The sequence below is a fragment of the uncultured Clostridium sp. genome, assembly GCF_963527835.1.
Taxonomy (GTDB): domain Bacteria; phylum Bacillota; class Clostridia; order Clostridiales; family Clostridiaceae; genus Clostridium.
In genome coordinates this window covers 21,039-45,259 of record NZ_CAURTC010000033.1, presented here as the reverse complement: position 1 = coordinate 45,259, position 24,221 = coordinate 21,039, and the positions used below count along the sequence as shown (strand labels likewise).

31 protein-coding genes and 2 pseudogenes are annotated in these 24,221 nt (G+C 26.1%); 20 read left to right on the top strand and 13 right to left on the bottom strand.

The genetic code is table 11. The features are described from left to right. Positions 1-281: 281 nt before the first annotated feature. The 7 genes from RYM86_RS14380 (at position 282) to RYM86_RS14350 (ending at position 5,832) form a co-directional block, all read left to right on the top strand. Positions 282-1,523, top strand: a complete 1,242-nt coding sequence (locus RYM86_RS14380) for an Ig-like domain-containing protein (RefSeq protein WP_315081338.1) — start codon at positions 282-284, stop codon at positions 1,521-1,523. A 45-nt stretch (positions 1,524-1,568) separates the two neighbouring features. Continuing rightward, the gene (locus tag RYM86_RS14375) at positions 1,569-2,612 is read left to right on the top strand and encodes an Ig-like domain-containing protein (protein WP_315081337.1); all 1,044 of its coding nucleotides are present in this window, start codon (positions 1,569-1,571) and stop codon (positions 2,610-2,612) included. A gap of 71 nt (positions 2,613-2,683) precedes the next feature. Further along, positions 2,684-2,920 carry a hemolysin XhlA family protein gene (locus tag RYM86_RS14370; RefSeq protein ID WP_315081336.1) on the top strand — a complete coding sequence of 79 codons (237 nt, stop codon included), beginning with the start codon at positions 2,684-2,686 and terminating at the stop codon, positions 2,918-2,920. 12 nt (positions 2,921-2,932) lie between these two features. After that, positions 2,933-3,193, top strand: coding sequence for a phage holin family protein (locus tag RYM86_RS14365; protein ID WP_035793076.1), 261 nt, complete (start codon positions 2,933-2,935; stop codon positions 3,191-3,193). Positions 3,194-3,251: 58 nt separating this feature from the next. Next, positions 3,252-4,052 carry a glycoside hydrolase family protein gene (locus RYM86_RS14360; protein ID WP_315081334.1) on the top strand — a complete coding sequence of 267 codons (801 nt, stop codon included), beginning with the start codon at positions 3,252-3,254 and terminating at the stop codon, positions 4,050-4,052. 269 nt (positions 4,053-4,321) lie between these two features. Then, a complete protein-coding gene (locus RYM86_RS14355; RefSeq protein ID WP_315081332.1) occupies positions 4,322-5,314 on the top strand; it encodes a hypothetical protein in 993 nt (330 codons plus the stop codon). 23 nt (positions 5,315-5,337) lie between these two features. After that, entirely contained in the window at positions 5,338-5,832 is a 495-nt protein-coding gene (locus RYM86_RS14350) for a hypothetical protein (RefSeq protein WP_315081331.1), read from the top strand. A gap of 243 nt (positions 5,833-6,075) precedes the next feature. Here RYM86_RS14350 and RYM86_RS14345 read toward each other — a convergent pair whose 3' ends face one another. After that, the gene (locus tag RYM86_RS14345) at positions 6,076-6,480 is read right to left on the bottom strand and encodes a hypothetical protein (RefSeq protein WP_315081330.1); all 405 of its coding nucleotides are present in this window, start codon (positions 6,478-6,480) and stop codon (positions 6,076-6,078) included. Positions 6,481-6,679: 199 nt separating this feature from the next. Between RYM86_RS14345 and RYM86_RS14340 the strand changes: the two genes are divergently transcribed. From RYM86_RS14340 to RYM86_RS14330, 3 genes are all read left to right on the top strand, one after another. Next, positions 6,680-6,898 carry a helix-turn-helix transcriptional regulator gene (locus tag RYM86_RS14340; RefSeq protein WP_315081329.1) on the top strand — a complete coding sequence of 73 codons (219 nt, stop codon included), beginning with the start codon at positions 6,680-6,682 and terminating at the stop codon, positions 6,896-6,898. A 154-nt stretch (positions 6,899-7,052) separates the two neighbouring features. Continuing rightward, a complete protein-coding gene (locus tag RYM86_RS14335; protein WP_315081328.1) occupies positions 7,053-7,853 on the top strand; it encodes an N-acetylmuramoyl-L-alanine amidase family protein in 801 nt (266 codons plus the stop codon). Positions 7,854-8,007: 154 nt separating this feature from the next. Then, positions 8,008-9,084, top strand: a complete 1,077-nt coding sequence (locus tag RYM86_RS14330) for a ComEC/Rec2 family competence protein (RefSeq protein WP_315081327.1) — start codon at positions 8,008-8,010, stop codon at positions 9,082-9,084. A 38-nt stretch (positions 9,085-9,122) separates the two neighbouring features. On the opposite strand, the gene RYM86_RS14325 is transcribed toward RYM86_RS14330, so the two are convergent. The 6 genes from RYM86_RS14325 to RYM86_RS14300 all read right to left on the bottom strand — a co-directional run bounded on the left by RYM86_RS14325 (position 9,123) and on the right by RYM86_RS14300 (position 11,283). Further along, on the bottom strand, positions 9,123-9,863 hold the full coding sequence (locus tag RYM86_RS14325; RefSeq protein WP_315081326.1) for an OB-fold protein: 741 nt from the start codon (positions 9,861-9,863) through the stop codon (positions 9,123-9,125). A gap of 300 nt (positions 9,864-10,163) precedes the next feature. After that, positions 10,164-10,295, bottom strand: coding sequence for a hypothetical protein (locus tag RYM86_RS14320; RefSeq protein ID WP_315081325.1), 132 nt, complete (start codon positions 10,293-10,295; stop codon positions 10,164-10,166). A gap of 118 nt (positions 10,296-10,413) precedes the next feature. Next, positions 10,414-10,545 carry a hypothetical protein gene (locus tag RYM86_RS14315; RefSeq protein WP_260527791.1) on the bottom strand — a complete coding sequence of 44 codons (132 nt, stop codon included), beginning with the start codon at positions 10,543-10,545 and terminating at the stop codon, positions 10,414-10,416. Between the two features lie 28 nt (positions 10,546-10,573). Then, complete coding sequence (locus RYM86_RS14310; RefSeq protein WP_315081324.1) at positions 10,574-10,780, bottom strand: helix-turn-helix transcriptional regulator; 207 nt, start codon at positions 10,778-10,780, stop codon at positions 10,574-10,576. 24 nt (positions 10,781-10,804) lie between these two features. After that, positions 10,805-10,957, bottom strand: a complete 153-nt coding sequence (locus RYM86_RS14305) for a ribbon-helix-helix domain-containing protein (RefSeq protein ID WP_315080017.1) — start codon at positions 10,955-10,957, stop codon at positions 10,805-10,807. A gap of 119 nt (positions 10,958-11,076) precedes the next feature. Continuing rightward, entirely contained in the window at positions 11,077-11,283 is a 207-nt protein-coding gene (locus RYM86_RS14300) for a helix-turn-helix transcriptional regulator (RefSeq protein ID WP_315081323.1), read from the bottom strand. A gap of 446 nt (positions 11,284-11,729) precedes the next feature. Here RYM86_RS14300 and RYM86_RS14295 point away from each other — a divergent pair, with 446 nt between their 5' ends. Beyond that, entirely contained in the window at positions 11,730-11,897 is a 168-nt protein-coding gene (locus tag RYM86_RS14295; RefSeq protein ID WP_315081321.1) for a hypothetical protein, read from the top strand. Between the two features lie 42 nt (positions 11,898-11,939). Here RYM86_RS14295 and RYM86_RS14290 read toward each other — a convergent pair whose 3' ends face one another. The 3 genes from RYM86_RS14290 to RYM86_RS14280 all read right to left on the bottom strand — a co-directional run bounded on the left by RYM86_RS14290 (position 11,940) and on the right by RYM86_RS14280 (position 14,637). Continuing rightward, positions 11,940-12,359: a helix-turn-helix transcriptional regulator gene (locus tag RYM86_RS14290; protein ID WP_315081320.1), complete on the bottom strand. Its 420-nt coding sequence runs from the start codon at positions 12,357-12,359 to the stop codon at positions 11,940-11,942. Between the two features lie 5 nt (positions 12,360-12,364). Then, entirely contained in the window at positions 12,365-14,323 is a 1,959-nt protein-coding gene (feoB, locus tag RYM86_RS14285; RefSeq protein ID WP_315081319.1) for a ferrous iron transport protein B, read from the bottom strand. A gap of 62 nt (positions 14,324-14,385) precedes the next feature. Beyond that, positions 14,386-14,637, bottom strand: coding sequence for a FeoA family protein (locus tag RYM86_RS14280; protein WP_315081317.1), 252 nt, complete (start codon positions 14,635-14,637; stop codon positions 14,386-14,388). A gap of 152 nt (positions 14,638-14,789) precedes the next feature. Here RYM86_RS14280 and RYM86_RS14275 point away from each other — a divergent pair, with 152 nt between their 5' ends. The 5 genes and pseudogenes from RYM86_RS14275 to RYM86_RS14260 all read left to right on the top strand — a co-directional run. Further along, the gene (locus RYM86_RS14275) at positions 14,790-15,269 is read left to right on the top strand and encodes an iron dependent repressor, metal binding and dimerization domain protein (protein ID WP_315081316.1); all 480 of its coding nucleotides are present in this window, start codon (positions 14,790-14,792) and stop codon (positions 15,267-15,269) included. A gap of 367 nt (positions 15,270-15,636) precedes the next feature. Next, positions 15,637-15,735: pseudogene (locus RYM86_RS18525) on the top strand (hypothetical protein); the annotation flags it as partial. A 78-nt stretch (positions 15,736-15,813) separates the two neighbouring features. Further along, positions 15,814-16,200, top strand: coding sequence for a zinc ribbon domain-containing protein (locus RYM86_RS14270; protein ID WP_315081314.1), 387 nt, complete (start codon positions 15,814-15,816; stop codon positions 16,198-16,200). A gap of 61 nt (positions 16,201-16,261) precedes the next feature. Beyond that, on the top strand, positions 16,262-16,582 hold the full coding sequence (locus RYM86_RS14265; protein WP_315081312.1) for a DUF5661 family protein: 321 nt from the start codon (positions 16,262-16,264) through the stop codon (positions 16,580-16,582). A gap of 45 nt (positions 16,583-16,627) precedes the next feature. Continuing rightward, positions 16,628-16,801, top strand: a pseudogene (locus RYM86_RS14260) (GntR family transcriptional regulator); the annotation flags it as partial. A 159-nt stretch (positions 16,802-16,960) separates the two neighbouring features. Here RYM86_RS14260 and RYM86_RS14255 read toward each other — a convergent pair. Then, on the bottom strand, positions 16,961-17,137 hold the full coding sequence (locus RYM86_RS14255; RefSeq protein WP_315081310.1) for a hypothetical protein: 177 nt from the start codon (positions 17,135-17,137) through the stop codon (positions 16,961-16,963). A 290-nt stretch (positions 17,138-17,427) separates the two neighbouring features. Here RYM86_RS14255 and fliB point away from each other — a divergent pair, with 290 nt between their 5' ends. Both fliB and RYM86_RS14245 read left to right on the top strand, forming a co-directional pair. Beyond that, a complete protein-coding gene (gene fliB / locus RYM86_RS14250; RefSeq protein ID WP_315081308.1) occupies positions 17,428-18,570 on the top strand; it encodes a flagellin lysine-N-methylase in 1,143 nt (380 codons plus the stop codon). Positions 18,571-19,154: 584 nt separating this feature from the next. After that, positions 19,155-20,801, top strand: a complete 1,647-nt coding sequence (locus RYM86_RS14245; protein WP_315081306.1) for a family 14 glycosylhydrolase — start codon at positions 19,155-19,157, stop codon at positions 20,799-20,801. Positions 20,802-20,890: 89 nt separating this feature from the next. On the opposite strand, the gene RYM86_RS14240 is transcribed toward RYM86_RS14245, so the two are convergent. Next, positions 20,891-21,502 (bottom strand): DUF5105 domain-containing protein, encoded by a 612-nt coding sequence (locus RYM86_RS14240; RefSeq protein WP_315081303.1) that lies wholly within the window; start codon positions 21,500-21,502, stop codon positions 20,891-20,893. A gap of 464 nt (positions 21,503-21,966) precedes the next feature. On the opposite strand from RYM86_RS14240, the gene RYM86_RS14235 reads away from it, so the two are divergent. Beyond that, entirely contained in the window at positions 21,967-22,602 is a 636-nt protein-coding gene (locus RYM86_RS14235) for a DUF488 domain-containing protein (RefSeq protein ID WP_315081302.1), read from the top strand. A 74-nt stretch (positions 22,603-22,676) separates the two neighbouring features. Here RYM86_RS14235 and RYM86_RS14230 read toward each other — a convergent pair whose 3' ends face one another. Next, positions 22,677-23,210 carry an SdrD B-like domain-containing protein gene (locus RYM86_RS14230; RefSeq protein WP_315081300.1) on the bottom strand — a complete coding sequence of 178 codons (534 nt, stop codon included), beginning with the start codon at positions 23,208-23,210 and terminating at the stop codon, positions 22,677-22,679. Positions 23,211-23,382: 172 nt separating this feature from the next. Between RYM86_RS14230 and RYM86_RS14225 the strand changes: the two genes are divergently transcribed. After that, positions 23,383-24,168: a PHP-associated domain-containing protein gene (locus RYM86_RS14225; RefSeq protein ID WP_315081298.1), complete on the top strand. Its 786-nt coding sequence runs from the start codon at positions 23,383-23,385 to the stop codon at positions 24,166-24,168. The last annotated feature ends 53 nt before the right edge of the window (positions 24,169-24,221 follow it).

Here is a 24,221-nt window from a genome sequence, read left to right as displayed (position 1 = left end):
AGAAGTTTTAGTTGAAATAGGAGTGACAATAGAAACAGTTTAGTTCGCAATAGGATTATAGGATAAATAATGTTAAGGCAATAGATCAGCACCATTAGGGTGTTTTTTTATTGCCTGTAAGACAAAGAGTTAAAAGAAACTATATTCTAAATAGTAAAAATTTACTGAATTTCTTAGATATAAAGGAATTTGTATTACGATTATTGTTGGTTTTTACTATATATAAAGTTAAAATAATTTATGAACGCGTTCAATAATGGAAATAAGGGAGAAATAATATAATGAAAAATTATTTTAAAAAGATACTTGTAATGTTTGTAATGGTACTAACCATTATTGGAGTTGGAGCAATTCAAAGTGTAATAATAGCTAATGCAGCAACTGATGATGGAGTAATTGGAGTTGAAAATTTAAATAACACGAGTGAAAATAGTGCTAGAATTGAAGATAAACTTGAAAATCCTGAAATTGGATGGAAAAGATATGACAATGTTGATGAGAATATTTTATATAAAGATATGACACAAAGAGCAACATTAACTAATGGTCCTTATAAAGGAACAGATGCATGGGGGGGTAAGAATTCTTCATTAAATTTTAAATTTTATGGAACAAAATTAAGAGTTATTGGTATTAATTATAAAAATGCATCTAATAATGTTGAAATTACAATTGATGGCAATTCTGAAGTGCTTGATTGTAGTAAATTTTATGGTGGGATTGCTTGGCAAATATTACAATATGAAAAAACTGATTTATCTTTAGGAACTCATGAAGTAACAATAACAAATTTAATAGGTAATGAAAAATATTATTATTTTGACGCCATAGATATTGATGAAAATGGTCATTTACTTAGTGTGAACGAAGAAGATGTGAACCAATCTATATCATTAAATAAATCATCATTAAGTTTAAAAGAAGGTGCTTCAGAAAAATTAACAGCAACAACTACACCATCAGCAGTAGATGTAACTTGGTCATCATCAGATGAAACAATTGCAACAGTAGATTCTAATGGAAATGTTAAAGCTATAAAAGAAGGACAAGCAACAATAACAGCACAAATTAAAGGAACAGATATAAAAACTAATTGTATAGTTACAGTAACAAAAGAAGATAAAGAACCTGAACCAACGGATCCAGAACAAGAGTATATAATTAACACTGCTTATGCCAAAGGTGATAATACTAATAATGCTAGTGGTCAAGTATCTATAATATTTAAGAGAGTTACAGAGGCACAATTAAAAGTTGTAAAAACAGCAGATGTAGATTCTGTGTATGTAGGAGATAATTTTACGTATACAATAGAAGTTACTAACACAAGTGATAAAACTGCTAAATCAGTAGTTATTAATGATAGTGCTCCCAATCATATTCAATTTATACCTAGTGGAGTAACAACAACTCAAGGGACAATTGATTCAAGTTCAACATCTAAAAGTATTATAGTTAATGTTGGAGATATTCCTCCATTAGGAACAGTTACAATAAAAATACCAGTTCTTGTAGTGGAATAGAATGATAAATGAGCAACAAAAGATAGTAGAGGGGAGAAATAATAAATGAATAAACAATTTAAGAAAATAATTATAATGTTTGTGATGGTATTAAGCATTATGGGAGCATATACTATAAATGCTTTTGCAGATGATAGTTTTGAAATAGGAACTAGTAATTTAAATAATACCGCAGAAAATAGTGCTACAGTTGGGGATCAATTATTGCAACCAGAAGATGGTTGGAAAAGATATGAGGATATAGATAAAAACATTAGTTATCTTGGAACAGGGTGGTCATCATATGATAGCAAAGACTCATCAGATGGATATGTTAGTTATACTGATGATCCTAATGGAGCTTCTGTAAGATTTAATTTTACTGGCAATAAGATAAGAATAATAAATCATTGTAATTTAGCGCATAATAAATTAATAGATGTTTATATAGATGGAGTAAAAGTTGATTCACATTCAATATATAATACAATACGTAGTACACAAGTATTAATGTGTGATATAAATAATCTAGATAACAGTGAACATTATTTTGAATATAAATATGTTGGTACAGGACAGGCTGTATTTGATGCAGTAGATATAGATGAGAATGGAATATTAAAAGATTATAATGAAAATATTTCAACTATATTATTAGATAAATCATCATTAACTTTAAAAGAAGGAAATTCAAAAACAATAACAGCAACAACTACACCATCATCTGTAGATGTGGAATGGTCATCATCAGATGAAACAATTGCTACAGTAGACCAAAATGGAAAAGTAATAGGAGTTAAAGAAGGAACGTGCACAGTAACAGCTAAAATAGATGGCACAGACTTAACTGCTGATTGCATAGTTACAGTTACTAAAGAAGACATTATTGAACCAGAAGAACCATCTATAGAAAATGGAAGTCTATACATAGAAATGGTAGATGGAAATATTAAAAGAGCAGATAAAAGTCAAATTGAAAAATTTAAGAAATGGTTTATTTCTAGAGATTTAGATGAAACAGAAAGTCCAATATTCAAAATAACAAATGCAAAGGGAAATACAGAATATTTAGTACATGATAAAGTTGTTGGATTTGAAATAAGAGAATAATATAAAGTTTATTAAAGGCACTTATGTAATATAGGTGTCTTTTGTTATATAAAAAATTAGGAAGGTGTTATATGAATGATGAATTAGTAAAAGATAAGCTAGCAACACATGACAGAAGACTTAATAATCATGGGGATAGACTAGATAAACTGGAGCAGGATAATGCAAGTTTTAGAACAGAGTTAAAAAATTTATGTGATAATTTAAAACAACTAACAGGAGTACTTAAGTGGTTAATTGCACTTGGAATAAGTACTTTAGTTGGTTTTTTTATTTATACAATACAAACAGGAATATTTAATAAATAGGAGGAATGTAAAATGGATTTAACAAATTTAATGCAATTTATACCAGGAGAATTAGCAATAGTTATTGTAGCAACTTATGTTATTGGAGTGTTTCTTAAGAATATAGAAAGTGTTAAAGATAAATATATTACTGTAGCATTAATGGTGTTTGCAATAGTATTTTCTATGGTTATAAGTGCTCCTAGTGCAACAAGTTTCTTACAAGGTGTATTATGTTGGGGAGTAGCTGTAGGACTAAATCAAACAGGCAAGCAATTAAATAAACAAGAGTAATTTAGGTAGCATTTATCGCTACCTTTTTTCTTTATGTATTAAAAGGAGGAAATATATAATGTCTAATTGGAAATGGTGTGTACAAGGTCCAGATGGAAAAGCCATAAGAGGATGGTACCAAGATGGTGACAATTGGTATTATCTAAATGATGAAGGTATAATGCAAATTGGATGGATAAAAGATAAAGATGGTCGCTGGTATTATTTAGATTCTAATGGAGCTATGAAAACAGGATGGCTTAAAGATAAGGATAAACGGTATTACTTAGAACCTAATTCTACAGGATATAAAGGGCAAATGTATGGTAACTGTACTAAAATAATTGATGGTAAAGAATATAGCTTTGATTGTACAGGTGCATGGATAGAAGAAAGCCCTTTAGTTAGTAACTCTTTAATAGAATTTATTAAAGGTTGGGAGTCTTTTTATTCTAAAGCTTATTATGATGGATATGGGAATACAGATACATATCTTACTATTGGCTATGGAACAACTAAAGCAGCTAATCCATCTGCTTTTCCTAAAGGCATTGAATCTACATGTACTAAAGAACAGGCTACATGCTGGCTAAAAGATGAAGTAAATAAATGTGCCAATAGAATTAAATCTGCTTTAGGAAACACTCAAATACCACAAAATCGCTTTGATTGCATGGTAGACATAGCTTATAATGCAGGGACTGGAAGTTTAATAGGTGGAAACACCTGGAGAGCATTAATAAGTGGTAATAAAAATGATATAGAAACATATGTAATGCAATGGAATAAAGCCAATGGTCAATATAGTGAAGGATTAAATAAAAGATGTAGAGCTAGAGTTAATATGGCTTTATATGAAATATATAATTCAAATCATTAATTAATTAAATATGTTATAATATGTGTGGCTAAATTACACATAAAATTAGAAAACAAAGGGTAGTAGATAGGAGAAATCTTATTTGCTACCCTTTTTCTTTTTATGGAAAACTTGTACAATTTGTAGTATTATGTAAATGTGACAAATAAAAAAAGAACTCATTATTGATTGGTAGCTACATGAGTTCTTAGTTATGATAGAGTACATTTAATATACCTCTATTATAGCATAACTTATCTTAAACATAAATAAAATAATGGAGGAGAAGTATGAGTAGAAAGATATTAAGGTGTTATGAATGCGATATAAGGAAAGATAATATAAAATGTAAAAAAAATAAAATTGGTAATGTATTAGATTGTATTTTCAATCCTAAAGTTAATAAAAATGTAACAGAATTAGATAATGGAAATACATTTTTAAATCATAATTCTGAAAAAGGAGATAGGTTTTCACTTGAATTATTAAAAAAAATTAATAATGAAGATATCAATGAAAAGTATAGGTTATTTAGAATAGGTAAGCAAAAAGATATGCAAGATATGCTTAAAAGAGATAAAACTACTTTATTAGGTGAAGGAGTTTTAGATGAGCAACAACAAAAAATATATGAATTGGAAGTATGTACATACATTTTAGTTGATATAGAAAACGGAATAATAATGGAAATGTATGGGCAATATGCTCCTACTATAAAAATGTTAGTAACAATAATTAATAATAATTTAGATGAAATAAAAGAGTTAAAGGATAAAAAAGTGAGTTTTTATTATAAAAAGATAATGACATCAAAAATGATAGAAACTTTTAAAACTACAGGTAATAGATTAGGAAAAATAGGATATACTTATAGTATCCCTAGTGCGGAAAAATTAAAAGAAATGAAATTAGATGCAAAACAGATTGAAGCACTAAAAGAAATTGGTGGGTTGGAAATTGGAGTAATAATAAAAGGAAAGCCAAGAATACCAATTACTAAAAATAAACAAAGAATAGAGTTAATAGTTGATTCATTTAAGGGATGCTTTAAGGAAATAAAGGAAAATTTGTTTTTTGAAGGAAGTATGGGTGATGGAGGAAGTCAAAAATTTACCTTTAACAAAGAGGAAGTAACTTATAATACTGATATAACATATCATAAAAAAGAAGATAATTTAGAAATTGCATTAAATTTAGAAGAAATAGAAACACAAGTATATAATAAAATAAAATTAAAATATGAAAATAATAAGACTGATATATTAAAATATATATTAAAATAATATTAAAAGGAGGTAGATTAAAAATGAAATTTGTTAAAATAGGTATAATGTTAGGTATTACTTGCATTAGCTCTCAATTTATGCAGATTGATTTTGTTAAAAGTAATCATTTTAATTTAATTACAATTAATTCAGTTTTTATAGGATTTTTATTTACCTCCTTATCTATACTTTTAGGTTTTTTAAACGAAAGCATAGTTCAATTATTTGAAGAAGCTGGAACTTTAAAAAATGTATATTTAAGTATAGAAAATGGCATAAGTTGTAGTCTATGCTCTATAGTTATTTCATTATTAAATATTTTAGTTGCTGAAAAGTATATATTAAATAAAATAGTAATAAATTCTTTATATGGATTTGAAGTTATGTTTATAGGTATATCTATATATTACTTATTTTTCACACTTAAAAACTTAAAAATAGTAGTAAATAGTATAAATATGGATAGAAAAAATAGAAGAAAAGAAGATGAAGCAGACAAGGAAGTAGAAGATTTAATTAAGAATATAACTAAATAATAACAAGTGAATATCATACCACTGTTTAAATTAGAAAACACTTTAAGGGCAGTATGTAGATTAAGTTCTATGTACTGCCCTTATTTTATAGTAATACAAGTTTTAGAAGAAATTACAAAGAAAAAGATAACAGGGATTTAAGGAGATCTTTTTCTTATATTAAAAGTATCAACAAAAACTAGTGATAATATACATTAATAAAAGCAGTAGGTAAAGAAATTAATCTTACTTACTGCTTTGTTTTTATTTTACAGAGTCTTGAAAAGTAGTATTACTATAATCTATATGTCCATCACTACAAGCCCATGCCATAGCAGAATATCGACCATTTCCAATTCTAACATACTGATCATGTTTCATATCACAATTTATTGAGTCAAAATAATAATCCTTACCATTTATTGTATTAATTCCAGTATAAGCACAACCATCACTTTCATCAAAATAATACCAATTATTATTTATATATTTCCAACCATTAACACAAGTGCCATCATCATTTAGATAGTTCCATCCTCCATAGTAAACACCATTTACCCATCCTTCATTGCCTTGATGTTGCAACCAAGTTCCAGCAAAAGCATTAGTTGAAAATAACATACAACTTATAAATACCATGCTAAAAATCTTAATTAATTTCTTTCTCATATTTATCACCTCTCGATATTTCTTTATCAAATTATTACATTTAAAAAATATTTTGTCAAATTATGGACAGACATAAAATAAAAATACTTACTAAAAATAAGCAAATACATAAATCTATTCTAATAAAACTCTTTCGCAATATTATCACCTCATAGAAATTATTAACATTATATGGTAAAATTATTCTGAGGTGGTGTTAGTGGCAATAAAGAATAAGCTTTTGGATATAAGATTAAAAAATGGATATAAATATGCAAAAGATTTCTCAGATTACTTGGGAATCAATAACCAGCAATATAGTAGATATGAATCTAATAAAAAACAGCCTAATTTAGAAATATTGTATAAAATATCAAAAAAATTAGGTATTAAAATGGAAGATATAATAGATTTTGAAGAAGAGCAACTGAAAAATTAAGCTCTTTTTTATCGTTTAATAAATAGAGATAAGGTAGCAGATATAATTAGTTCTATTTGTTGCTTTATATTTATTTACATGTATTATCAGTGATGGTAATATATAATAGAATTTGTTAAATAAACGTTATTAAATGTAAAAAAGGGGGATAATTATGTATTTATTATTTTTAATAAGTTTTATTTGTTTTATTGTAGGACTTATTAAACCAGAAAAAATAGTCTTTTGGAAAGAACCAAAAGATAGAACTAAAAAAGATGTTCTAAAATATATTGGTACATTAACAGCCATACTTTTTGTTTTAGTGGGAGTATTTAATAGTGGTAGCTCTCAAAAATCAACAACAACTGCTAATGTTGCAAATAGTACAACTCAAACGGATACAGTTAAAAAGACAGATGAAAGCACACAAATAAAAGCTGAAGAACCTAAAGAAACTAAAAAATCAGGTTGGAAAGAAGAAAACGGATATTGGCATTATTATGATAATAATTCCAATAAAAAAACTGGTTGGGTAAAAGACAATAATAAATATTATTATTTTAATACTCTAGGAATTATGCAAAAGGGTTGGATAAAAGACCAAGAAGAAGATTACTACTTAGATGATTCGGGAGTAATGCAAACTGGTTGGAAAGAAAGTAATGGAAAGTGGTATTATTTAAATTCTAATGGATCTATGGCAATTAATACAACATTTGATGGATATGAAATAGCATCAAATGGAGTTATGCAAGAGAAAAAAATTGTTAAACAAGTAGAGCAAGCTAATACTTCTAATTCTAATAAGGTAGTGGAAACAGGAGATGAGCAAGGGGAAACAGCGTACTTATCTGCTACTGGAGAAAAATATCATTCTATACCTAATTGTGGTAGAATGAATCCTAATAGAGCAACTAAAACTACAGTTGATAAAGCTAAACAAAATCATGAAGCTTGTAGTAAGTGTTGGTAAAATATAATTAAACATAATAAAATAGAGGTAATATAGAAAAATCTATATCGCCTCTATTTTTTGGTAATTTGAATGTCTTATTTAGAATATTGACAAATATTAGTGATAATATACAATTAGATTATAAATTTTAAATTTAGAAGGGGATGAATGAATGAAAACTACTAAAAAGTTACTTAGTTTATCTTTAGCATTGCTATTATCAACATTTACACTAGGATGTAAACAAGCTAATGCTATAGATTCAACTAATGCAACAACTACTAAAACACAAGAAACTTCTTTAGGGGAAATGAAAATCCACTATATTAATGTAGGTCAAGCTGATTCAGAGTTAATTCAAGTAGATGGAAAAAATATACTAATAGATGCCGGAAACAATGATAGTATGGCTTATAATTATCTAAAACAATTAGGAATTAAAAAGCTAGATTATGTTATGGCTACACATCCACATTCAGACCATATTGGCGGGATGACTACAATAATAAATAATTTTGAAATTGGAGAATTTTATGCTCCAAAGGTCAATCACACAACAAAGACATTTGAAAATATGGTAAAAGCTCTGCAAAGTAAAGGATTAAAAATTACAGCTCCAACACCTGGAGATACTTTAAATGTAGGTAATGCAACATTACAATTTTTAGCTCCAAATTCAGTTACTTATCAAGACATGAATAACTATTCAATAGCATGTAAACTTAGGTATGGTAATACTTCATATGTGTTCATGGGGGATGCAGAGGCATTAAGCGAAGGTGAAATATTAGCTAAACAATTAGATATATCAGCTGATGTATTAAAACTAGGTCATCATGGAAGTCATTCTTCAACTTCTCAAGCTTTCTTAGATAAGGTTAATCCACGATATGCTATTGTTTCTTGTGGTAAAGGAAATGACTATGGTCACCCTCACCAAGAGACAATTGACAAATTAAATAAAAAAGGCATAGAAATTTTAAGAACAGATGTAAGTGGAACTATAATATCTACTTCAGATGGAAATAATATAAATTTTAATGTAAATACAAGTGGATCAAGTACAGGAAATACAACTAATAATAACACTTCAGATACTAAGAGAAAAAGCAATAGTGTTTGGGTAGCTAATAAAACTGCAAAAGTATATCATACAAGTAAAGATTGCAGTAATATGAAAGCACCAACTGAAATGTCATTAGAAGATGCTCAATCAAAAGGATTAAAACCATGTTCTAAATGTAATTAAAAACAAAGCAGTAGGTAAAAATACTTACTGCTTTGTTTTTATTGCACTTCACAATTATCTAAACACACATCTGCAACGCTTTTTCCACGTATTTTCCCTTTAATAGTAATAGTATTTCCTTTTTTCAAATTAGCTATTTGTTCTGATTGATTATTATTATTAAAGTAACAATTAACACCAAGTATTGAACCTTCTTTACCATCACTCAAAGAAATACAAGGTTTTCCTGAAGTTACACTGATTTTTCTTATTTTACCTGTAACTACTCCAATCTTTCCACTATATAAATTATCAGCATTAACTTCATTAGCATCATAAGATTTATATAATTCTTTAGCATTAATTTTAATTTCAACATCAGTTTTTTGAGCAACTTGTTGTACTGTATTATTTTTAACAAATGTATTTATGTGATTTTTAAAATCTGTATAAGTATCATTTTCAATTATTTCAACATTACTTATCGGATCTTCATTATTTCCATCTTTTCTTTTAAAGTCTAAATTTACATTAGATTCATTTTGGGTTTTCCCTAATAGAGTTCCTGAAACTTTAATTGTATCTCCTATTGTAGATATATCATAATCGTCATATTTCCAAGAATCAGAATCATTGATGCTTGTACTTATTTCATTTACCCATGCACAAATAGCATAGCTTTCATACTTTTCTTTAATTCTTTGCTTATTTGAAAAAAATAATCCACTTCCAATAATTATAGTTGCAAGAATAAGAGTAATTATCAAGTCTGATTTTTTATTATATTTTATGTTTTTCATAGCTTATCTCCCTGTAAATATATTATATTAATTATTTCATTTAAGTATATTTATGTCAATTATAACTAATATTATCACTTCATAGAAATAACTAACATCATATGGTAAAATCATTTTAGAGGCGGTTTTGTGATTAAAAAGTAGGGAAATATGAATACGAAAAATAATTACATAAATTTACTTAGAAAGCTATCACATAATTTTTTTAGCTTTCTTTATAATAAACATTAATTGAATATTATTTATTTTTTGTTAATGTAACATTAGTACAAATGCAAATTAACTTTTATATCAAGATAATTATTTAGAATAGTTTTTATTAATTATGTCTATTATCATTTTCCTAATTTTCTCCTCTGCTGCTGGTATTGCTTCTGGATTAACTATTTTTACTGTTATTCCATTTTTACAATTCTTTTTCTTTTTCAACATTTTTAAATCCCTCCCTTCAATTAATAATACTTTTCTGATTTTCTATTGATAATTGATGATTACTTATGGATTGAAATAAAGTATTATTATTTTTGTTACAGGGTTTTAAGACCAAGAATTATTTATCTTGGTCTTTTTCTTTAGGAAATATTCTTTCATCATCTTTATACTTGTCATATAACCTTAATAGTGATTCTGTAACTAGCTTCGAAACTTCTGGAGTAACTTCATATTCCCATTCAAAATACATAAACAAAATCCTCTCTAATTGTTTTATATTATTTTTCTCTATTGTTTATAAAAAATGTAAATACTTTTACAGGATTTAATTTAAGAGTTTCAGATAATTTAATAATAAGACGTATATCCGGATCACACATATTAGGACAATTTTCTAATTTTTTTAAATAGTCTTCTTTAATATTAAGTTTTTCAGATAATTCTTCAATGCTTAAATTCATTTTTATTCTTTTCTTTTTTAACATGTTAGCTTCCTTTTAAAATAATATTCAATCATCACTTTTTATCTTATAATGATCTTTTATAATTTTTGCAACCATTTTACTAATGCTTCTATCTTCATATTCAGCTTCTTTCTCTAATTTTTCATATACTTTTTTAGGAATTACAGAAGTAATTCTTGTATTTTCTTTTTTTATCATAGTGCATCACCCCTATATTGTAAGTATATAAAAAGTGATGCACTACGTATCAAAAGTGATAAACAGTGCTACACTTTTGATGCGTAAATTTTTTTAAAATTCTTATATTTAATACATAATTAGGAGTTTATTTTCTCAACAAAATACAAATATATTTGAAAGTGTTCAATATCTAATTGCTTAGATAACTTTAAAATTAATTTTATATTAGGGTTGCAAAGCTCAGGATGTTTTTCTAATTGGCATACTGTGCTTTTGCTAACATTTAGTAATAGTGCTAATTCTTCTTGAGTAAATTTTTTATCTTTTCTCTTTTGTCTTAACATAGAATCACCTCGTCAAAAATAATATGCCAACTATCATTCTAATAATTAGTATACATAATTCTACAAAGGGATTTAAATTCCTTTTAAAATTTGAATTATACTTTCAAAATTTTCAAAAATGTAATTTATTTGAAAAATTCAGAAGAATTTAAGTTATATGGTGAAAAAAATAAAGTTTTTTACGATAAAAATAGTGTTTGTTGAGAAAAATATTTTTATACAATTAGAAAAATTAATAGAAAAAATAATTGATTTGACAATTATTCTATAAATATCAGCAAAATTTACATTTTACATATAAAATATTAATTTAAAAAAAATGTCACAATAGTAAGTTGTCGAAAGTTTAATAGCACTAAACTTTTTTTATTGTATAATGAACTTAAAGGCGCCAATATTGTTGATATATCAACTTATTTAAAATAACTAGAGAGGTTGAGATAAATATGAAACTTTACGAAACAGATAATGAGTATATTTTAGATATATTACAAGAGGAAGAGGATAAATTATGTGATAAGCTATTTAATAATTTATCAGATGATATGAAATTTTGTTTTTGCAAATTTATAGCTGTTAAAAACATGATAGAACAATTAGATAGTAACAATTAATAAGCAATTATATTTTTATATTAAAAAGACTAGGATATACTCCTAGTCTTGTAATTTTTTAATTAATTCATATTGCCATCTAGAAACTTGATATGTAGTATCAGTCCAATGTTCCATAACAGATACACGAGTTTTAAGAAATTTCGAAAGATTATTAATTTCATAATTAGAGAATAGTTCTTTTATATTATTCTCTTGATCTAAAATGTAATAACAATAATCGTCACATAATACATTTCCATCTAATACTTTTAAAAGCCTTAAAAGTGTACTCTTCTTAACACTTTCTCTTTCTCCAGTTTCTAAAGCAACTATTGTTTCTCGACTAACATGAGAAAGCCTAGCCAAATTAGCTTTACTTAATCCCTTTAATAGCCTAGCTTTTTTCAATCTTTCAGGAAAGCTATTACAAGGTAAATAATCATATTGTAGTTCATTCCAATTTATCGCAATTTCGAACATCATGCTCATCCATTTTCAATAAGTAAGTTGTGAAGCTGTGCTGTACTACTTAATTCAAGTATGCTTCCTGTAGACATATAACTCATAATGATTATTGGAATTACAATTTCATTTGCAGGAAAACCTAGTATAAAAGCCATTAATATATATCCATCTAATCCTATAAGATGAGCAAATGGATTAAGAAAATTTGCACAATAAGTCAATATACTAATTCCATTTACATTTAAGTTTGCCATTAACCATATAACTAACCCTGCTGGAGCTGCAACAACTATAGCTCTTCCAAGAACAAATAGAGTTCTATCAAAAATTGATCTAATTACAATTTTACCAATTTGAGGTTTACGATAAGGAGGCAATTCTAAAGTAAATGAAGAAGGAATTCCCTTTAAAATGGTTTTTGATAATATTTTAGAAATTGTAAGTGTCATAAATACACCTAAAAGTATTACACATGTTAAGATTAGTGTAGAAGCTATGGATTGAAATGGACCTATAAACATTCCAGCAAAAAACATTGTAATAATAGCAATTAGAGTAGGAAATCGTCCATTACATGGTACAAAGTTATTTGTAATAATAGCAATTAATCTTTCCCTTGGAGAATCTATTATTCTACAACCAATTATTCCTGCTGCATTACAACCAAATCCCATACACATTGTAAGAGCTTGTTTTCCACAAGCACATGATTTTTTAAAGAAATTATCTAAATTATAAGCAATTCTAGGTAAGTAACCTAAATCTTCGAGCAAGGTAAATAGTGGGAAAAATATCGCCATAGGAGGAAGCATTACAGAAACAACCCAAGCAAGAGTTCTGTACACGCCTTGAATTAATACACCTTCTAACCATACAGGAGCCCCTAAAGAAAATAGGAAAGCTGAAAGCTTATCTTGAATCCAAAACAATCCAGCAGCAAGCATTTCAGATGGTACATTAGCTCCGGTTATAGTTATCCAAAATATTACTGCTAAAAGCAATATCATTATAGGAATACCAAATTTTTTAGAAGTTAAAACTTTATCTATTTTTCTATCAAAATCATTATATTTTTCAAGGCTAAAAGCCACTACATCTTTACTTACTTTTTCAGCAATACGTACTAATGTTGTTACAATTTCATCTCTAAGCATATTTTCATCTAATCCATTAATTTTCAAATATTCTTTAGCATTATAAATAGCCTTCGAAATACCAGTATCATCTAGTAAATTAAATCCAATATAGTTATCTATTGAAGACAATAATGTTAAATCACCCTCTAATAGCTTTAAAGAAAGCCATCTAGTATTTATTTTATCTTTTAATTTATCTGGAAGTACTTTTTCAATTAATAATATAGCCTCTTCTATAAATGAACTATATTTAATACTAATAGTGTTTTTATCTACACTATTAAAAGATAAATTATAAATTTCATCTTTTAATTCTTGAAGTCCTTTGCCAATGTTTGCACTTGTGCCTACTACTGGAACACCCAACAAGGACGAAAGTTTTTCTAAATTTATTACTATACCTTTTCGTTTAGCTTCATTCATTAAATTAACACATACTAAAACATTTTCAGTTATCTCAAGTGTTTGCAGTACTAGATTTAAGTTTCTTTCAAGGCATGTAGCATCAACAATAACTATAGTAGCATCAGGATTTCCAAAACATATAAAATCTCTAGCCACCTCTTCTTCAACTGAATTGGCCATAAGAGAATATGTGCCAGGAATATCAACTAAAATAAAATCTTTTTTCTTATGAATATACTTCCCAGTGGCATTAGTTACTGTTTTTCCAGGCCAGTTACCTGTATGCTGATTTAATCCAGTTAAATTATTAAAAACTGTACTTTTACCAACATTAGGATTACCAGCAAGTGCGATTACTTTATCATCTTTAGAGGTTCTAACAATATTTAAATTTTTATCTAAAGCATTAGTACCAGTAGACTGGTTAGTTAATCCCATTAAAAAGCTCCTTTATACATTACTTAAAATTTTATCTATAAAATTAATGGATTAGAGAGAAATTAAAGTGTTTCCACTAAAATTTTAGAAGCATCTTCAGATCTAATAGCTATAACAGCTCCTCTTATTAAATATGCAATTGGATCTCCAGATGGACTTTGTCCCAAGGATTCAACTTCAGTACCGTTTATTAAACCAAGATCTAAAAATCTTCGCCTAATGTTCCCATCAGCATCCAATTTATTTACTTTGCATTTATTCCCTAAAGGTAGTTTGTTAAGTGAAATTATATTACTTAAAGAATTATCATTCATAACTTGTATATCTCCTTTTATATAATGTTTTTAGTTTAGAGAAATAGTGTTTCTTAAGACTAAAAATCTTTCTCTAAACTAAGATATGAGAAATAATTTAAAAATGATACACATAAAGTAAAAATATATAAATAAATATTGGTGGTGATAAAATGAAAGAAAATTTTCACACAGTAAGAGGCTATGAAAATATAAATTCCACTAGAAAATTATTAACTCCTGCTATGGAAGATTACTTAGAGATGATATACAGATGCAGTCTTGAAGAAAAATCAATCAGATTAAATAAAATAGCTCAAATGTTAAATGTTAGGGATTCATCAGCATCTAAGATGATGAAAAAACTAGGAGATTTAGCACTTATAAATTATGAAAAGTATGGAGTTATTGAACTTACTGAAAATGGCATAACTTTAGGTAAATATCTTTTAGATAGACATATAATAATAGAAAAATTTTTAAAATATTTAGGTGGAAGAGATGAAGTACTTATAGAAACTGAATTAATAGAGCACGTTATAAGTGGTGAAACTGTAGAGAATATAAAAATGCTGAATATGTTTTTAGAAAGTAATATTGATATATTAAAGAAATATAATGAATTTAAAAAATATAATAAAGAGATTAAATAAATAATATTTAGCATCAATTTAAAAATACCTTTGTAATAAAAAATATACTTAGCTGATAGATTTTTATTGCAAATGTTTAAAAATCAGTAGATTTATAACCTAACTATCTAGGGAATACAGAAGAAATAATAAAAAGTGTATTTAATATTAAATCAATAGTCTTCAAAAATCCTATTTTGAATAAACTTAATATATCATATTTACCATAAAAATATATATAATTTGTATTATTTATTAAATATATATATACATTAATTTTATACTTTTGATATTATATAATTATAGAAATTTTATAATATTTAGGGAGATATAACAATGAAAGTTGATAAACCATCTATTGTAGGAGAAATAATATTAGACGTATTACTTAAATGAGGATGGAACAATGGCTTCAAATATTACTATTGATGGATATTATTTAAATGAAAAAGAAAGATTGATTGATTTACCTAATGATGTAAAATAAATAAAAAATTATTATGAATTTGTTAAATTAGTTTTTAGGAAATAACTAATATATATTTAAATAAAGGTTGTGAAAAACATGTTTTTTATAGGTGTATTTGGTATAGAAAATAAAGATAAAGAAATAAAGAAACTAGAAAGTATAAGTTGTGAAAAGTGTAATAAAAATGTTACTGCAAAGGTAATTAAAAACTTTGATTTTTTTCATTTTTTCTTTATTCCTCTTTTTAAATGGAATGAAAGTTATTATTTAGTATGCGATGATTGCAATACTATCTATCATATTTCAAAAGAAAAAGGTAAGGCAATTGAAAGAAATGAAGATATATCAATAACTTATTGGGATTTGCAAAAGAAGAGCAATCAAGGCACTATAAATGATTATCAAATAGAAAAATGTCCATACTGCAATGAACATTTAGAAAAAAATTTCAAATATTGTCCTCATTGCGGAAAAGAAATTTAGTAACACTATAAAATTAATTTCATAATATATGGTTGTAAGTAATTATAAGGCTTGGTGTTATATGAAACATAATCATTGGACTATATTAAAATATAGAGGAGAAACTAATAAGATCTCATTTACTATTGAGGAAGCAAAACAAATAGCTGATGCTTTAAACATTGATTTTTCAAAGGAAAAATTTAATTTAGAACAGTTTACAATGGGAATAAATGTGGAACTAGAACATGGAACAAGGTTTCCTAATGCTAATGTTACAAATAATGATCCTATTTTAACTGGGAAAATAGCATTAGCTCATTTAATGGAAATACCTGATTATTATACACGATTAAAAAAACTAGAAGAGAACGCAAAAACTTATTGGAGTAAAATTTTATAAGTAAATCTAAAAAAATCATCTGTAATACTAATAGAAGTGTTATAGATGATTTTTTTATTTTTTATTGACTCTATTATATATGAACAGATACAAAACCAGATTAAAAAACAAATACTTATTGGAACAATAAAAGCAGGAGAACCTCTTCCTTCAATAAGAGCACTCGCTAAAGAACTTAAAGTAAGCATAATTACAACTAAAAGGGCTTACGAAGAATTATAAAAGGAAAATTTTATAGAAACTGTTGTTGGAAAGGGTACTTTATTTTTATGAATTAGTTTATAATTTAAAAATGTGAGATTATTTAACTAAGAATATTATTATGTACATTTTACATTTATTGATACGAAAAAAATGTAAGACTAATTAAAATATTTATTAATTTTTAATATTAGAAATAGAGTTTGATGCATTTTCTAATCTTTTCATGACATCCTCAATTTCATTTCTATTTTCTTTGTTTACAAGTGAATGAGCTTCTGTAATACATGTTTCAGCATAATCAAGTTTTGATTGAGCTTCATTTAAACAAGTTTTTAAATTTTTCTTTTTCATAAGTTACCTCCTAATTATAATAATATTAATATTATGTGCACATTAAATTTATTAATTCTTTTAATAAATTTACATATTATTTGTGTGAAAATAATACTTGCAAAGTCCCAGTTAATAATTTAAAAGATCTTAATTATATTTAACAAGGTATTTTATTTTTGGTTGATTAATAAAATATATTTTCATTTATGTTGTAAGTTAATAATTTTTCACAAAATAATATATATATCCTAGTATATGTTATAATATAAATCGCTGAAAGTTTTAAGTTAAAGAGATTGGAGTTAATTATGAAAATAAATACTTTTATACCTAAATACATGGAAAAATTTAAATGTATAGGACCTAAGTGTACTGATACATGTTGTGCAGGATGGGATATAAATATAGATGAAGATACATACAATAAATACATTAACAGTAAATGTGAGTTTAAAGAGTTAGTACAAGGAAAGTTTAGTGAAAACAATAATGAACACGATACTTTTAATCATGGATTTATGATACTTAAAGATGGGAATAGATGCCCTTTTTTAAATTCAAACATGCTTTGTGATATACATGGAGGAATTGGTGAAGAAAATCTTTGTATAACTTGCAAAAGATATCCTAGAGTATTTAATATTGTAGATGAAGTATATGAGAAAAGTGGATTGCCTTCATGCGAAGAAATATGTTTTAAGGCATTTTTAAATAAAGACAAAATGGAGTTTATTGAGGTAGAAGAGGATCTAGATGAAGATAGCATTGAAATAAGGAGAATAGTTGATAGTCAATCATTTGATGGAACAGAAAGTCTTCTTCAATATTTTTGGGATATAAGAGTAATCTCTATAAATATTATGCAATTAAGAAGTTTTTCAATAGATGAAAGATTAAATATACTTACTAAATTTTATACAGAATTACAAAGGTTCACTATTTTAAATGATTATGATGCATTAGAAGAACTTTTAGAGGAGTTTAATAATGAATCTATAAATTATGATTGTTTAAAGGGAACAGAATTTAAGGAAAACAATAAGTTTTTTACCATGTTAGCTGATGAACAACTTATAAATAATATAAGAAGTTTTAAACTTAAAGAGTGCGTAACTGAATATAAAAATGGTATTTTAAAGGTGAAAGATATATCTAAATATTTAGAAAATGATACTGATCTTGTTAATGATATAAAAGAGTACAATTATATTTTTGAAAATTACATAGTAAATCAGATTTTTAAAGATTTAATTCCTTTTAACAAAGGACAAAATTTATTACAAAGTATTAATATATTAAATAATAGCTATAGAATAATACAATCATACATAATTGGTATTTCGCTAAATTCTGATAATAAGATAACGGAAAAAGACATTATAAGAGTTATTCAAGCTTTAAGTAAAGATATAGAACATAATAAGGTATTTAAAGAACTATTAGAAAGTTAAAAATATAAGTTAATATGCCTATAGCATGGCTTTGCGATGATTGTTATAGGCAAATCCATGCATTATATACAATAAAGAATTAGCAATAAGATTAAATACTATTTATGATTTAGAAAATGATGAAAAAATAATTAGTTATTTAAAAAATAAGCTTCTAGTAAAAAGGGTAAAGTAAAAAAATCCCGAAATATAAGAAAAAGTGATAAAAAATTTCTCTTGAAATTTTCTATATTTTTGTATATTATTAATTTATAGTAAAATATAGAAAAAATAAATAATATGATATTTAAGACTAGTGTGAATATATTTTTTAGGAATTTAAGCAAACGTTTGCATAAGGCTTTGATGGATATTAAAAATTAATGCAAAATAAGCACTAATTTTTAATAATAGACTATATGCTGATTAATGAATAATTTTAAAAAAATTATTCATTAAAAAAGAAAAACACTAATTATTTTGTTTAATTATGAGATCAACATATTTAATTAATATAAGTTGTATCAATAGATAATAAGGGGAGGAGGTGCAATATTTAAACACTAATTTTAAAGGTTAAATAGGATTAAGGGGGGAAATAATAAATGAAATGTATGAATAAAAATTTCAAAAAATATTTAGGATTTATATTAGCAGTAATGATAGCGTTTACGTTATTTTTATCTTCTAACACTTGTGCATATGCATCATCTATTAATAATAACTATAAAGCCTATGTAATGGCTCCATTAGATAGAATAAATGATTGGGACAAGTTTAAGGAACAGTTAGTAATTCTTAAAAACAAAGGAGTATACGCTCTTACTACAGATGTATGGTGGGGTGATGTTGAAAGTCAAGGAGATAATCAATTTGATTGGAATTATTACAAAACATATGCAAATATTGTTCGTGAATCAGGATTAAAATGGGTTCCTATTATATCTACGCATGAATGTGGTAGTAATGTAAACGATTCAGCGAATAGACCGTTACCTTCATGGTTATGGTCACAAGATACAGCTGATAATATGCAATTTAAAGATGAAATAGGACGTTGGGATAAAGAAGCTCTTAGTCCTTGGTGGTCTGGAATTGAAAAGCAATATGATGAACTTTATGCTTCATTTGCATCAAACTTTAGTGACTATAAAGATATTATAGCTAAAATTTATCTTTCTGGTGGAGCATCTGGTGAATTAAGATTTCCATCTTATAATATAGCATTAAAATGGGAATATCCAGAACGTGGATATTTGCAATGTTATAGTGATGCAGCTGTATCAGATTTTCAAAATTCAATAAAAAATAAGTATACAACTATTTCTTCTGTTAATGATGCTTGGAATACAAATTTAACAAGTTTTGAAGAAATAAATCCTCCTACTGATGGAGATAATTTTTTTGAGAATGGTTATAAGACAACTTATGGAAAAGATTTTTTAAAATGGTATCAAGGAGTTCTTGAAAAACATTTGGATAAAATAGCTTCAATTGCACATGAAAATTTTGATCCAATTTTTAATGTTAGAATAGGAGCTAAAGTATCTGGTGTACATTGGCTTATTAATAGTCCAAGCATGCCACATTCTACAGAATATTGTGCAGGATATTATGATTATAGCTCTCTACTTGATGAATTTAAAGAATCAAATCTTGATTTAACTTTTACATGCCTTGAGATGAATGATTCAGATGCATATAAAGATCCATTTTATTCAGCACCAAAAAGCCTGATTATAAATGTTGCAAATTTAGCTAAAGAAAAAGGTATGAAAATCTTTGGAGAAAATGCATTAGATATTAAAGATAATAATCAATCATATGAAAATTGCGCTGAAATGTTATATAATTATGATTTTTCAGGATTTACTCTTTTAAGATTTGGAAATCTTTTTAATGATTATGGTACAGCAGCATCTGAACTTGATTCTTTTGCAAATATTGTTGTAAAAAAACCTGTTCCTGTAACATTTACAGTAGATAATGTTAACTTAAGAAATGGAGAAAATTTATATTTAACAGGAGATGGATGGGAAATGGCTGATTGGACTACTGGATTATATCCATCACAATTTGATTATAAAGATGGAAAAGCAACAGTAACTGTAAATCTTGCTGAAGGTCATAATTATGAATTTAAAGCTATAAAGAAGGATAGCAATGGAAAAGTAATTTGGGAAAATGGAAATAATCATTATTATACTGTTCCAACAAATGGAGGAGAATGTAACTTTAGTTGGAATAATTAGAATAAAATAATAAATACTTTAATTATAAAGTATTTATCTAATGATTAAAGGATGTATCAAAATATTTTGATACATCCTAATTTTTTTAATTATTGGCATATCATAGTTGCTAATTGATTTCCAAAGGTAACTGGATTATCAGGAACCCATGCTTCTATATTTTTATCATCCTTCATCTTCTTAAAAGTAAATGTATTTTCTAGAGTATCACTTGATGCTTCAGTATTATTACAACCCTCTGTAAATTTTGCGATATAAAGTTCTAATGCCTTAGCTAATGCTACATTAGTATCGGTAATATTCATGTTTTGTATTTCTTTGATAGCATCGTTGGCAGAAGATTCACCAATACCTTGTATATTTATATGAGTTGTTTTTATTTTAACGACTGCAGTTTTCTCATCACTTGTTATTGTTTCTATAGTACAAGTTGCTTTCTTTTGTGTAGTTAATTGAGCATCATAAAGTAAATTCACTTGCTCATCTGTACATTGAAGACCATTTGATTTTAAATTGTTTTTAATTTCATCTTTAAGTGCTTCTTCGCACTCTGCTTTTAAAGTATTAGCTTCATCATCACTCATACCTAAAGATACTAGAGTATCTGTATTTAAGTACATTGATGATTCGTAAAACGCTTTAGCAAAATCCTCTGGTGGAGCAACCTTTTTACTGCATCCTGTTATCATAGTTGCAAGCATTAAAGTAGATAAAAGTACTGTGATTAGTTTTTGAAATTTTTCATTATTAATCCTCCTATGTAATTAAATGATCTGTTAAGTTATATAAAAAATAAAGAGAGTCTTTTATAATATTTTAACAAATTCTACTTAGTTATTATCGTACATATATTACATAACTTTACTTTTAATATATATTTAGTATATTTTAGAATAAAATGTTACACTATATTAGGAGTTAATATAAGTTATTTATTAGAAAAATAGCTTTTAAATTTATTAAAAAGTAGAAATTAATTATTCTATTAGATTTAAGTAAATATAGTTATGCTTTAATAATTTGAATAAAATAATTAATGTATAGTAAAATATGATTATAGGAGATTGCAATGATTATATTTTCACTAAAATTTGGATTTAGATTTAGATGGGGAACAATTAAAAATTATGAAAGTTAAACTGCTTAAAAATAAAGGAGGAGTAATATGGAAATATACACAATAGGGCATTCTAACTACTCTGTAGAAAAATTAATTGATATGCTAAAGCATTATGATATTGATACTGTTGTTGACATAAGAGGAACGCCATACTCTAAGTATAATGTTCAATTTAATAAAGAAACAATACAAAGAACTTTAACTCAAGCTGGATTTATATATATTTATATGGCAGAAGAATTTGCTGCTAACCGAGGCATAAGAATATCTTACACAGGAGAAGGATACTCAGATTTTGAAAGAGTAGTAAATGAATCATCTTTTTTAAAAGGCATGGATAGATTAAAAAATGGAATAAACAAAGGTTATAAAATAGCATTACTTGGAGCTATGCAAGATCCAATAAGATGCCATAGGAGTATACTTGTTGGAAGAGCTTTAAGAGATAACGGATTTAATGTTAAACATATACTAGATGATTATTCTATAGGAACACAAGAAGATATGGAAAAAAATATTTTAGATAAATATTTTAGTAATAGGGCTCAACTTACAATGGATAGCTTATTGGGAAATGAATCTAGTGAAGAGGATATGCTGAGAGAAAGCTATAGGCTTGCTAATAAAGAAATTGGATTTAGAGTTGAAGGATTAAATAAACCAATAAAAAATATTTTTTAATTATAGGCTGACTATCTTATTAAACGTCAGCCTATAATTTTATAGCAATAAAAAATCACTATATTTAAATTAATTTAACAATAATCAGAACAATCAAAAACAGGTATTAGTAATATATTTAAATTATTAATAGAATTGTTGTGAATATTTAGAACATTAGACAAACCTGTAGATAGATCAAATTTAGAGTTACAGGTATCTTCAGCTAGTTCATAATTATCGTTTGTAATAACTCTGATTTTATACTTTCCTGATGAAAGATCATTGAAGCAATACTTTCCGCATGAATCAGTTATAACCCTTTTTAAGAATACATTATCACAAGTATATAGTTCTATCATGCAACAAGATAAATTTTCTGCTGGAGAAGCATTATAATAATTTTTTATATAGACAGTTCCACATATTGAATAGCCAGAATTTTTTTTAGCGAACTTCTCATTAGTATAGTTATCTAACTTGTAATTAATATTATAATTTTCTGAGTAATGATCTACATTGCAATTATTACAATAAGATTCATTTAATTGATTAGTAGCATTATAATCAGGATCATAACATTCAATGAACTCACAATCTAATTCATCGTCAAAATTATATTTATTCATAATCTCAAGTTCTCCTCCCTTTTATATTACAGAGTTAAGGATATAAACCTTCTCTAGTTATTTTATGTTTTTATTAAATGTGTTGTGACAATAATTAATTTAATACATATTCATGTATTATAGTATGAATTTTTAACAACTGTATTTAAGTACTAAATTAAGGAGATAAATCATGAATATAGATTTCCATGTACATGGTATTCTTAGTAAAAAACTTAATTTTGATCCTGAATTATTTTTATTAGGAATAGAATATGCAAAAGAAAATGGTTTAGATGGTTTTATTTTGTGTGAACACTTTAATGCAGTAGATTTATTAGCATCATATTCGTATTTGGAAAACAATTACGAATATGAGGGCGATAGATATATTGTCAATGGTTTTTCTGTTTTTATTGGTATGGAAGTAGATATAAGATATGGTGGTCATGTTATAGTATCAGGAAATAGGGATTCTATATTAAAGATTAGAAAAGATCTTGAACCGTATGTTAAAAAAATTAATTTTATTCCTTTTGGTAAATTGCTAGATTTAGGTGAAAAATATGATTGCTTAATTATAGGAAGCCATCCGTATAGAGAAAATCACAAATTATACTTACAACCTAAAAAGTATTTAGAAAGATTGGATGCACTAGATTTAAATACCAAGGATATTTATAAAAGAGGTCTTGAGATTGTAGAGAATGAAGTAGCAAATTTATCAAAAACTTTAAATATACCGTATGTAACAGGAAGTGATAGTCATTATCCAGTACAACTTGGTACTGTAAAAACATGTTTTGAAAGTGAATGCCATACAATAAAGGAATTAAAGGAATGTATTAAAAATAAAAAATATAAAATAGAGATATCTAAAGCTTTGAAATTAAAAGTGCACACTTCTAAAATAACAAAAAATTATTTAAAAAAACAGATAAAACTATCAAAACAAAGCTGTAAAGATGTAAAGATGTAAATAAAAATAATAAAAAAATAGTTAAGATTAATATAAGATATCAATTTTTTATG

Coding starts and splice junctions, on each gene's coding strand:
- RYM86_RS14325 (WP_315081326.1), bottom strand. CDS start 9,863: ATGAAAAACATAAAATATAATAAAAAATCAGACTTGATAATTACTCTT.
- RYM86_RS14320 (WP_315081325.1), bottom strand. CDS start 10,295: ATGTTGAAAAAGAAAAAGAATTGTAAAAATGGAATAACAGTAAAAATA.
- RYM86_RS14255 (WP_315081310.1), bottom strand. CDS start 17,137: ATGAAAAAGAAAAATTTAAAAACTTGTTTAAATGAAGCTCAATCAAAA.
- RYM86_RS14290 (WP_315081320.1), bottom strand. CDS start 12,359: ATGTTCGAAATTGCGATAAATTGGAATGAACTACAATATGATTATTTA.
- RYM86_RS14225 (WP_315081298.1), top strand. CDS start 23,383: ATGAATATAGATTTCCATGTACATGGTATTCTTAGTAAAAAACTTAAT.
- RYM86_RS14295 (WP_315081321.1), top strand. CDS start 11,730: ATGAAACTTTACGAAACAGATAATGAGTATATTTTAGATATATTACAA.
- RYM86_RS14345 (WP_315081330.1), bottom strand. CDS start 6,480: ATGAGAAAGAAATTAATTAAGATTTTTAGCATGGTATTTATAAGTTGT.
- RYM86_RS14335 (WP_315081328.1), top strand. CDS start 7,053: ATGTATTTATTATTTTTAATAAGTTTTATTTGTTTTATTGTAGGACTT.
- RYM86_RS14240 (WP_315081303.1), bottom strand. CDS start 21,502: ATGCTTGCAACTATGATAACAGGATGCAGTAAAAAGGTTGCTCCACCA.
- RYM86_RS14375 (WP_315081337.1), top strand. CDS start 1,569: ATGAATAAACAATTTAAGAAAATAATTATAATGTTTGTGATGGTATTA.
- RYM86_RS14245 (WP_315081306.1), top strand. CDS start 19,155: ATGAAATGTATGAATAAAAATTTCAAAAAATATTTAGGATTTATATTA.
- RYM86_RS14280 (WP_315081317.1), bottom strand. CDS start 14,637: ATGAATGATAATTCTTTAAGTAATATAATTTCACTTAACAAACTACCT.
- RYM86_RS14270 (WP_315081314.1), top strand. CDS start 15,814: ATGTTTTTTATAGGTGTATTTGGTATAGAAAATAAAGATAAAGAAATA.
- RYM86_RS14265 (WP_315081312.1), top strand. CDS start 16,262: ATGAAACATAATCATTGGACTATATTAAAATATAGAGGAGAAACTAAT.
- RYM86_RS14315 (WP_260527791.1), bottom strand. CDS start 10,545: ATGTATTTTGAATGGGAATATGAAGTTACTCCAGAAGTTTCGAAGCTA.
- RYM86_RS14235 (WP_315081302.1), top strand. CDS start 21,967: ATGGAAATATACACAATAGGGCATTCTAACTACTCTGTAGAAAAATTA.
- RYM86_RS14355 (WP_315081332.1), top strand. CDS start 4,322: ATGAGTAGAAAGATATTAAGGTGTTATGAATGCGATATAAGGAAAGAT.
- feoB (WP_315081319.1), bottom strand. CDS start 14,323: ATGGGATTAACTAACCAGTCTACTGGTACTAATGCTTTAGATAAAAAT.
- RYM86_RS14305 (WP_315080017.1), bottom strand. CDS start 10,957: ATGATAAAAAAAGAAAATACAAGAATTACTTCTGTAATTCCTAAAAAA.
- RYM86_RS14370 (WP_315081336.1), top strand. CDS start 2,684: ATGAATGATGAATTAGTAAAAGATAAGCTAGCAACACATGACAGAAGA.
- RYM86_RS14350 (WP_315081331.1), top strand. CDS start 5,338: ATGAAATTTGTTAAAATAGGTATAATGTTAGGTATTACTTGCATTAGC.
- RYM86_RS14360 (WP_315081334.1), top strand. CDS start 3,252: ATGTCTAATTGGAAATGGTGTGTACAAGGTCCAGATGGAAAAGCCATA.
- RYM86_RS14365 (WP_035793076.1), top strand. CDS start 2,933: ATGGATTTAACAAATTTAATGCAATTTATACCAGGAGAATTAGCAATA.
- fliB (WP_315081308.1), top strand. CDS start 17,428: ATGAAAATAAATACTTTTATACCTAAATACATGGAAAAATTTAAATGT.
- RYM86_RS14300 (WP_315081323.1), bottom strand. CDS start 11,283: ATGTTAAGACAAAAGAGAAAAGATAAAAAATTTACTCAAGAAGAATTA.
- RYM86_RS14275 (WP_315081316.1), top strand. CDS start 14,790: ATGAAAGAAAATTTTCACACAGTAAGAGGCTATGAAAATATAAATTCC.
- RYM86_RS14330 (WP_315081327.1), top strand. CDS start 8,008: ATGAAAACTACTAAAAAGTTACTTAGTTTATCTTTAGCATTGCTATTA.
- RYM86_RS14310 (WP_315081324.1), bottom strand. CDS start 10,780: ATGTTAAAAAAGAAAAGAATAAAAATGAATTTAAGCATTGAAGAATTA.
- RYM86_RS14230 (WP_315081300.1), bottom strand. CDS start 23,210: ATGAATAAATATAATTTTGACGATGAATTAGATTGTGAGTTCATTGAA.
- RYM86_RS14380 (WP_315081338.1), top strand. CDS start 282: ATGAAAAATTATTTTAAAAAGATACTTGTAATGTTTGTAATGGTACTA.